Below are 8,746 nucleotides of genomic sequence, written 5' to 3'. Positions count from 1 at the left end.
TGTCTCTTATGACATCTTTTGTTATTTGCCAAATTTTTATCCTATATAGGTTTGATGAGTCCACTGTTGAGCCAATGGAGGTGATCCTGTCTAGGACTTTTTGTGGCAAGAATGCCAGTCCTCCAAGAATTATTGGCACTCCTAATAGTAGCAGTCTCTTATCTACTAAGAGGACAAAGGCAAGGGCTGCAAGGGCAATTCCTACCCAACCACCTCTTGACAATGTCATAACTATGCAAAGTAGGAGTATGCCTGTTGAGGCTGCAAAGAGAAATTTCTTCCTCATGGACTTTGTGTACCAAGTTATTCCTACTGCTATTGGTGTAATTAGGACCAGGTATTCTGCCAAAATATTTGGATTGAAAAATACTGAGTAAACTCTAACTGCAATATCTGTGTTATTTTCTGTATCTAGCCACTCTGGCCTCATTTGTACTCCCGTAAAGTATTGGACTACTCCAAGTAGGGCAACTACAAGGGCTGACAAAAGTAGGGTTGATATAAAGGCATTGAGTTCTCCCTTTGTCTTTATGGAATTTGTCATGGCAAATAAAAAGGATATGCCTGCTGCATTTAGTGCCAAGTCACGGACTGACCCTGCTGGGTCAATGGATGTTATAGTTGAAAAAACTATTATAAAGGCAAATATGAAAAGGGGCACTGTCCTCTCGCCCACTGTGAAACTTTCCTTGTAGAGAAAGGTCCTTAATAGGACAAAAAATCCCATGGAAAGGAGCATTATTAGTCCCAAGGCATCTGGCACAAAGGGATATAAAAAGGCTGATGCGAAAAGTCCAATTTTTATGTCGTAGATGACTAAAAGGAGTCCGCTTACACCCACAAAGGCTGCCAAAAATAGTTTTGTCCCTAAGAAATAATAGATTAGGCTTAAGAAAACTGCAGACAAAAGTATAAAATTAATTTTTTTTGATTTTACCACCAGTTTTCACCGCCTTCATCTAGTTTAAAGAAAGATATAAAAAATTCTAGGACCTTGGAGCCTTTTATTATGTCCATGTATTTGCCCTTTAAGAGGGAAAGAATTATCCCAAGTACAATAAAGGCAAGTGGCAAAATTATCTTCGCCCTTAAAATTACTGAAAGTATCAGTGTTAAGATGCCAGTGTAAAAGGTGATATTTGAAATCATGCCTGCGATTTCGTCAAAATCGTCAAGGGACTTAAAGGCTGAGCCAAGGAAAAAGGAATGTTTAATCAGTGGCACAAAAATCCTGCCCAAAAAATTCATAAATTTTTCTATTAAGTTAAAAAGTCCTCTATAAATTCTATAGATAAAGGATTTTGCAAATAAAACTTTTTCGCCTGCTAGGACTTTTTTAGTCTTTGAATTTGCAAAGTTTTCTGCTAGAGGTTTTCTAATAAAATCGTGAATCCTTTTTGTCTGTGAGCTCTCGTAGTAGCCAGAAAAGGATGAGTAGATTTTATTTAGAAAGCTTATAGTTATTGAATTAATAGTGATCACCTAGTTCTTTACTTCAACGCCAAGTATTGTCATAAATGTTGTTATGGACTTGTTTTTTATTCTCATCTCTGCACCGATTCTCACTTGTTCAGTGCCAACTTGATAAAAATCTTGAGTTTCCTTGACATCTGCGTCTATTGTAATAGTTACTCTGAACTTGCCAGGTACTTCTGCATTGTAAAATTTGCCTTGATATTCTGTCTTGTCCTTGTAGGGTTCAACTTCAGCTGTGGCGATTTTGCCTATTAAAGTTCCCTTGTCGTAATCGTAAATTGGGTCGCCAACTTTTATGTTATTGGCAGTTACATCTCTTACATCTTTAACTTCTGCAGTGATGACACCTTTTTTTGTTGTTGCTTCGCCAACTGCTGCCTTGTTGCCAAATCTCTTTACTCCCATCATTACAAGTGCAAGTAACAAAATTATTACCAATAAATCGACTATGTTAATTAGTCCAAAAAGTCTGCCCTTTTTGTCAATTATCTTCATTTTTTCCTCCCCTTAATATTTCATCGTAAATTTCTTTTTGTCTTTCTCCCATGGATTCATGAGAATATTTTTCTACTACTTCTTTTTTTATGTTGTCGCCAAGTTCCTTTAATTTGTCTCTCTTGTCATAGAGGTCCAAAAGGTATCTGGAAAGGGACTTGTAATTTCCCACTGGGAATAAGTATCCAGTGTAATCGTCCTTTATGATCTCTGGTATGCCGCCAGTCTTTGTGGAAACTGTAGGCACGGCTAGCAGAGCTGCTTCAAGAATTACATAGGGAAAGGACTCAGAAATGCTTGTAAGCACATTTATGTCTATGGCGTTAAAGAAGGAATATTTGTCCCTTACAAAACCAAGGAAGTAAATATTCTTTTCTATGCCAAAGGACTTAGCCATTTCTTCAAGCTTTTTCTTTTCGTCGCCATCTCCTGCTATTAAAAATATGATGTCTGGGTTTACTTCTAGAGTTTCCTTGCAAGCCTTTATAAAGGTCTCGTGGTCCTTAACCTTGTCAAGTCTTGCTGCAATTCCCACCAAGAGCTCACCATTGTAGTTGATCTTATATTTTTCCAAGAAAGCAGTCTTTGGGATGTACTCTATTTTTTCTTCTGTGTCTATGCCGTTGTAGAGGACATGAATTTTATCCCTGTCAAAGCCTCTATCCACTAGCATTTTTTTGAAATTGTCACTTACGCAAATGTAGTGATCAAATTTTCTTAAAGACATCTTATTTAAAGTCGTGTAGATTAAATTTTTGTAAAATGAGTCCTTGAAGTCAAGCATGTAATCTGAATGGATAGTTGTGACCATGGGGACTTTTATTTTCTTTTTTAAAAACATGCAAATAAAATTAGCTCGCGCTCCATGGGCGTGGACTAAGTCGTACTTGCCATTATTTATTTCGTCACTTAATTTAGAAACGACGGAAAGGTCTGATCTCTTTTCTTGTGGATAGACTTCTATGTCGATGCCTCTCTCCTTTGCTTCGTCATAAAAGGTGTCCTTGATGAAGCAAATGATTTTGGTTTCGACTTTGCCAGATAAGCCTTTCATCAGCGTAAAGATGTGGGTCTTTGCGCCACCTGTGTCGCCGCCACTAATTAAATGGAGAACTTTTGTCATAACTTCTCCTCCTTATCTTTCTTATTATACAATAAATTCTAAATAATTTTAACTCTTTTGTTGGACAATATGAGTGATGAGGATTCTCTACATATTATTTTATTCTAAATTTTTGTGAGATGTTTTATAAATTTTTTCTTAAAAAGTTCTTGCAATTTTTTTGTAAAAGTGATTTAATAATAAAGATAAAAAAATAGAAAATCAGTCCAAGGACTGACGCAAAATCATGTCCTTGTGCATGATTTTTTTTTGAGCAAATTTAATACCTTAAATTTTTTTTGCCCATTTTTAAGAATGTTTGATCTTTTATTTGGAAAAGGAGAAAAAAATGCCAAGAGATAATTCGATTAAGAAGACGCTAGTAATAGGATCTGGTCCCATTGTTATAGGACAAGCTGCTGAGTTTGACTACTCAGGCACACAAGCTTGCGAAACTTTAAAAAAGAATGGTGTGGAAACTGTTCTTGTGAACTCAAACCCTGCTACTATTATGACAGACAAGGGTGTTGCCGATAAAATTTATATTGAGCCAATAACTATTTCCTTTATAGAAAAAATTATTGAAAAGGAAAGACCTGATTCCCTTATTGCAGGCATGGGCGGACAAACTGGTCTTAACATGACCCTAGACCTAGACAAGCGTGGAATTTTAGATAAATACGGAATAAAAATTATAGGCACTGACATTGAAGCTATAAAAAAAGGCGAAGACAGAGATATTTTTAGAAATACTATGAAGGAAATTGGCGAGCCAATTATTCAGTCTGAAATCGCAACTACCCTAGAAGAAGGAAAGGTCCTTGCAGAAAAAATTGGCTACCCTCTAGTTATTAGACCTGCCTACACACTTGGCGGAACTGGCGGCGGCTTTGCCTATGACGAAGAAGAACTTGAAGAAGTTTTATCTCACGGCCTTAGCCTTAGCCCAGTAAATGAATGCCTTCTTGAAAAATCTATTCGTGGCTGGATGGAAATTGAATTTGAAGTTATTAGGGACGTTGCTGGTGAAAAAATTATTGTCTGCGACATGGAAAATGTGGACCCAGTTGGCGTTCACACTGGCGACTCCATTGTAGTTGCTCCTTGCCAAAGCCTTGACAAGGATGTGCTACAAAAATTAAAAAATGCAGCCTTAAATATTGTTGAAAATGTAAATGTTGTTGGCGCTTGCAATGTTCAACTTGCCTTAAATCCTGAAACTTTGGACTACGCTGTTATAGAAATTAACCCTAGAGTTTCTCGTTCCTCTGCCCTTGCATCAAAGGCAACAGGTTATCCAATTGCAAGAATTGCAACAAAGATTGCCCTTGGCTTTAACCTTTCTGAAATCGAAAATGAAACTACTGGCGAAACAATAGAAAACTATGAACCACACTGCAATTATGTAGTTGTTAAAATTCCTAAATGGCCTTTTGACAAATTCAAATTTGCAAATAGAAAACTTGGCACAAAGATGATGGCAACTGGCGAAGTTATGTCAATTGGCTCTTCCTTTGAAGAAGCTCTCATGAAGGGAATTAGGTCACTTGAAATTTCTAAATTCTCTCTTGAATCAAAATTCTCTGAAGAAAGAACTACTGAAGAATTAAAGAAGAGAATTAAATTCCCTGACGACGAAAGACTTTTTGATGTTGCAGAAATTATGAGGCGTGGACTTTCCATTGAACTCATCCACGACATAACTGGCATTGACCTTTACTTCTTGGAAAAAATCGAAAACATTGTTCGTGAAGAAGAAAATCTTAAAAAGTTAAGCCTTGACACAATGACTCCTGATGAACTTGCTAAACTTAAAAAACTTGGCTTCTCTGACAAGACTATTGCCAAGGCTCTTGGCGTAGATATGGAAGATGTAATTGAACTTCGTGAAAAAAATAAAATTCTTCCAAATTACAGAAGAGTTGACACTTCTCCATTTAGAAAGAATGGCGCTTACTATTACTCAACTTATGAAAAGACAGACGAAAATATTGTGTCAGCCAATAAAAAAATAATCGTAATTGGATCTGGTCCTATTAGGATTGGTCAAGGAATCGAATTTGACTACTGCAGCGTTCACGCTATCAAGGCCCTTATTAAACTTGGCATAGAAACAGTAACTATTAACAACAACCCTGAAACTGTTTCAACAGACTTTGACACTTCAGACAAACTTTACTTCGAACCACTTACTGAAGAAGAAGTTAAATCTATAATTGAAATCGAAAAACCTATGGGAGTTATCCTTGCCTTTGGTGGACAAACTGCTATTAAGCTTGCAAAATATCTTCACTCACAAAAAATCAACATCTTGGGAACTGACTTTGAAGACATAGACAGGGCTGAAGACAGAGAAAAATTTGACGAAATGCTTGAAGAGTTAAAGATCAATAGACCAAAGGGACATGGAGTCTTTACTGTTAAGGAAGGACTTGATGCTGCAAAGGAACTTGGCTATCCACTACTTGTAAGACCTTCCTATGTACTTGGTGGACAAGGAATGCAAATAACTTATGACGAAGAAAGTTTGAGGACTTATTTGCAAAGTGCCTTCGAAAGAGATGCAGTTAACCCAGTTTTAATTGACAAGTATTTAGTTGGTCGTGAAATCGAAGTTGATGCAATTTCAGATGGCGAAGATGTCTTAATTCCTGGCATCATGGAACACCTTGAAAGAGCAGGAGTTCACTCTGGCGACTCAATAACAATTTATCCAAGCCTTCACATCTCTGATGCTATAAAGGCAAAAATCTTAGACTACACAAAGAAAATTGCCAAGGCACTTCATGTAAAGGGCATGATCAACATTCAGTTTATCGAATACAAAAATGATTTATATATTATAGAAGTAAACCCTCGTGCATCAAGAACTGTACCTTACATCTCAAAGGTTTCTGGTGTGCCAATAGTTGATTTAGCAACAAAGACTATGCTTGGCGAAAAACTAAAAGACCTTGGTTATGGAGTGGACATCTATAAAGAGCCAAAACTTATGGCAGTAAAAGTTCCAGTCTTCTCTATGTCAAAGCTTAACAGAGTAGAAATTTCTCTTGGACCTGAAATGAAATCCACTGGCGAAGTCCTTGGCGTTGGAAAAGATATTGACGAAGCACTTTTCAAAGGCTTCTTGGCATCAGGCTCAGCAATAGAAAATGAAGTTTCAAGAGTCCTTGCAACAGTGAATGACAACGACAAGAAAGAATTTATAGAAATAGCAAAGACTATGAAGGACTTGGGCTACAAATTTATAGCAACTAAGGGAACTTGTGGGCTTCTTAAAGAAGAAGGCATTGATGCAAGAGAAATTGGAAAGATAAATGACCCAAGACCAAATATCTTAGATGTAATAAGAAATGGCGAAATCGACATTGTAGTCAACACACCAACAAGAGGTGGCGACTCAACAAGAGACGGATTTAAGATTAGAAGAATGGCAACAGAATATGGCATCGACATAGTAACATCACTTGACACCCTAGCAGCAAGAGTAGCCGTAAAAAATAAAAAATTCCACGAAGAAAACATGGATATCTATGACATCTCAGAATTTTAATTTGTAAACTTATAAATTAAAAAATTTTAGACAAAAAATTAGCCTTGGTGTAGGAACATCAAGGCTTTTTCTTTTACTTAATATCTAATTTTTCTCTCAAATCTTTTATGGCTGAGTCAAGTTTTTCCTCGTCCAGTTCTCTATTTTTGTTTTCTATGGCTCTTTCTACTAGGTCCATGAGTTCCTCGTCCTTGTCATCTTCAAGTCTATCTAAGGCAATTTTTACCAGCCCGCCAAGTTCTCTAAATTTTGTAACAACTCTGTGCTCATCGGCAATGTGACCCATTAAAAAGTCAAAGGTCCAGTTAGCATTAGTCTCTGTGAGGACGCATTTATGATCCACCATTACTCCCTCTTTTTTTAGGGCAATTAAAAAGTCTTGCAAAATGTTTCTGTCAAAGTCAGAAAACACCATTAACTTATTTTCATCTTCAACAATATCATTTTCTCTTAAATCTAAGTTAAAGAGGTCGCCGACTTTTTTGTCTAAATTATTTTTTTCGATTTTATTTATTTCAATGCCAAATTCTCTCGCCACTTTTTCTGTGATTTTTGTCTTTTCTTCTTCTAATCCGTATAATAAAATTTTTTTCACATTAACACCTCTCTTTTATTTTACCCAAATTTATTTTATTTATTGGGTATATTATGAATGAGGTGTTTTTATGAGATTAAATAAGGGTGACGAAGTTATTTACGAAAGAGTTTTTACTGAAAAAGATTTGAGAGACTACGCAGAGAATGCAAACTTCTGGGGCAAGCACCACGAAAGTCCCAACGATGATGGCGAGTACCTTTTGCAGGGACTTTTAACTGCAAGTCTTACTAATAAAATTGGCGGCGACTACGATATTTTAATGTATCGCATGGAGTTTGATTTTATAAAAAAGGCTTACACTGGGAGAAAAATAAGATGCCTAAATATAGTTGAAAATGTAGAAAATAAGCGTGGCAAAAATTTTATCGACATAGTTTCAGATGTCTATGACGAAAATGGCGACCATCTCCTTCATGGATTTTTAAAGGGAATTTTATTAGATTAAGTGTGGGAAGCTTCCTGCACTTTTTCTTTTGCCACTTAGGTAAATTTTTCAACCACTTAGAGAAGTTTTGTTTACTTTTTCTTTTTAAGCTTTATATTATAAGTAAAGGAGGTCAGAAATGGATTTTGAAATTAAGATTGATGAAAATTATAAGGTGCCCAAGGTCCTTGTCTACACTGATAAGCTTACAGAAGAAGTTTTAAGGCTGAAGTCCTTTGTGCTAGAAAATTCTGAAAATTTGTTAATTGGTTTTCTTGATGAGAAGATAAAAATTTTAAAGCCTGCAAAAATTTACAGGATTTACACAGAGGATTCAAGGGTCTTTGCCGAATCTCTTGAGGAAAAATATTTAGTCAAGAAGAGAATTTATCAGCTGGAAGAAATTTTGAAGGCAAAAAATTTTGTTAGGATTTCAAACTCTGAACTCATCAACCTAAACTTAGTTGATAGCTTCGACTTGTCCTACTCTGGAACTATTTCTGTCACTATGAAAAATAAGTCCAAGACCTTCGTATCTCGAAGATATGTGAAAAAAATTAAAAATACTCTAGGTATATGAGGTGATTTTATGAAAAAAATTATTAGTCGCATGGTAAATGGTCTTTTGATTTGTGAATTTGTTTTGCTTGTCATTTCCCTAATTATGTCCTATATTTTTGCTGAAGGCGATTTTTCTATTGCAAACCCAAGCTTAATTGAAAGTTCTAGGTCAGTCTTTGCAGCAAACTTTTTGTCCATTTGTCTTTCTGGACTTCTTGGCATGGTCTTTGGCTTTGCCTCTGTAGTTTGGGAAGAAGAAAAACTTTCAATACTTGCAAGAACCATCATTCACTTCCTCTTAACTGCATCCACCATGGTTTTTGTAGGCTACAAGCTCTATTGGTTCCAAAAGTCCCCTTTGTCCCTTGCCATCTTCCTTGGCATTTACCTTTTAATCTATCTTGTAATTTGGTTTGTTGAATACACACTTGCCAAAAGGGACATAGCAAGATTAAATGAAAAATTAAAAAATAATATATAAAAAGATGCCAGCTTACGAAATAATTTTGTTGTGACCCCATAAAGTTGGACCTAATA

The 8,746-nt window shown here is 36.0% G+C and carries 9 protein-coding genes; 4 read left to right on the top strand and 5 right to left on the bottom strand.

The window, feature by feature from the left end; all coding sequences use genetic code 11:
• The 4 genes from HMPREF2801_RS07155 to HMPREF2801_RS07140 all read right to left on the bottom strand — a co-directional run.
• Positions 1-940, bottom strand: a 940-nt coding sequence (locus tag HMPREF2801_RS07155) for an O-antigen ligase family protein (protein ID WP_070611427.1), incomplete at its 3' end; no start/stop codon positions are given.
• A complete protein-coding gene (locus HMPREF2801_RS07150) occupies positions 934-1,482 on the bottom strand; it encodes a hypothetical protein (RefSeq protein WP_070611425.1) in 549 nt (182 codons plus the stop codon). The genes HMPREF2801_RS07155 and HMPREF2801_RS07150, both read right to left, overlap by 7 nt.
• Positions 1,483-1,971 carry a DUF4330 domain-containing protein gene (locus tag HMPREF2801_RS07145; protein ID WP_070611424.1) on the bottom strand — a complete coding sequence of 163 codons (489 nt, stop codon included), beginning with the start codon at positions 1,969-1,971 and terminating at the stop codon, positions 1,483-1,485.
• Positions 1,958-3,094 carry a glycosyltransferase family 4 protein gene (locus HMPREF2801_RS07140; RefSeq protein ID WP_070611422.1) on the bottom strand — a complete coding sequence of 379 codons (1,137 nt, stop codon included), beginning with the start codon at positions 3,092-3,094 and terminating at the stop codon, positions 1,958-1,960. The genes HMPREF2801_RS07145 and HMPREF2801_RS07140 overlap by 14 nt, the downstream gene beginning before the upstream one ends.
• A 328-nt stretch (positions 3,095-3,422) precedes the next feature.
• Between HMPREF2801_RS07140 and carB the strand changes: the two genes are divergently transcribed.
• Positions 3,423-6,626, top strand: coding sequence for a carbamoyl-phosphate synthase large subunit (gene carB, locus HMPREF2801_RS07135; protein WP_070611420.1), 3,204 nt, complete (start codon positions 3,423-3,425; stop codon positions 6,624-6,626).
• 73 nt (positions 6,627-6,699) lie between these two features.
• Here carB and HMPREF2801_RS07130 read toward each other — a convergent pair whose 3' ends face one another.
• Complete coding sequence (locus HMPREF2801_RS07130; protein WP_070611417.1) at positions 6,700-7,221, bottom strand: DUF3783 domain-containing protein; 522 nt, start codon at positions 7,219-7,221, stop codon at positions 6,700-6,702.
• Positions 7,222-7,291: 70 nt separating this feature from the next.
• Between HMPREF2801_RS07130 and HMPREF2801_RS07125 the strand changes: the two genes are divergently transcribed.
• The 3 genes from HMPREF2801_RS07125 (at position 7,292) to HMPREF2801_RS07115 (ending at position 8,690) form a co-directional block, all read left to right on the top strand.
• On the top strand, positions 7,292-7,669 hold the full coding sequence (locus HMPREF2801_RS07125) for a hotdog family protein (protein ID WP_070611416.1): 378 nt from the start codon (positions 7,292-7,294) through the stop codon (positions 7,667-7,669).
• A 118-nt stretch (positions 7,670-7,787) separates the two neighbouring features.
• On the top strand, positions 7,788-8,228 hold the full coding sequence (locus HMPREF2801_RS07120) for a LytTR family DNA-binding domain-containing protein (protein WP_070611414.1): 441 nt from the start codon (positions 7,788-7,790) through the stop codon (positions 8,226-8,228).
• Positions 8,229-8,237: 9 nt separating this feature from the next.
• The gene (locus HMPREF2801_RS07115; RefSeq protein WP_070611412.1) at positions 8,238-8,690 is read left to right on the top strand and encodes a DUF3021 domain-containing protein; all 453 of its coding nucleotides are present in this window, start codon (positions 8,238-8,240) and stop codon (positions 8,688-8,690) included.
• Positions 8,691-8,746 lie beyond the last annotated feature (56 nt).

This window comes from Peptoniphilus sp. HMSC062D09, from assembly GCF_001811425.1.
Classification (GTDB): domain Bacteria; phylum Bacillota; class Clostridia; order Tissierellales; family Peptoniphilaceae; genus Peptoniphilus_A.
Note: the sequence above shows the minus strand (reverse complement) of the source record. Positions and strands in the feature narration are given on the sequence as shown.

What these genes read in the sequence shown, in the direction of transcription:
- HMPREF2801_RS07145 (WP_070611424.1), bottom strand. Translation starts at nt 1,971, where the DNA reads ATGAAGATAATTGACAAAAAGGGCAGACTTTTTGGACTAATTAACATA.
- HMPREF2801_RS07140 (WP_070611422.1), bottom strand. Translation starts at nt 3,094, where the DNA reads ATGACAAAAGTTCTCCATTTAATTAGTGGCGGCGACACAGGTGGCGCA.
- carB (WP_070611420.1), top strand. Translation starts at nt 3,423, where the DNA reads ATGCCAAGAGATAATTCGATTAAGAAGACGCTAGTAATAGGATCTGGT.
- HMPREF2801_RS07125 (WP_070611416.1), top strand. Translation starts at nt 7,292, where the DNA reads ATGAGATTAAATAAGGGTGACGAAGTTATTTACGAAAGAGTTTTTACT.
- HMPREF2801_RS07120 (WP_070611414.1), top strand. Translation starts at nt 7,788, where the DNA reads ATGGATTTTGAAATTAAGATTGATGAAAATTATAAGGTGCCCAAGGTC.
- HMPREF2801_RS07115 (WP_070611412.1), top strand. Translation starts at nt 8,238, where the DNA reads ATGAAAAAAATTATTAGTCGCATGGTAAATGGTCTTTTGATTTGTGAA.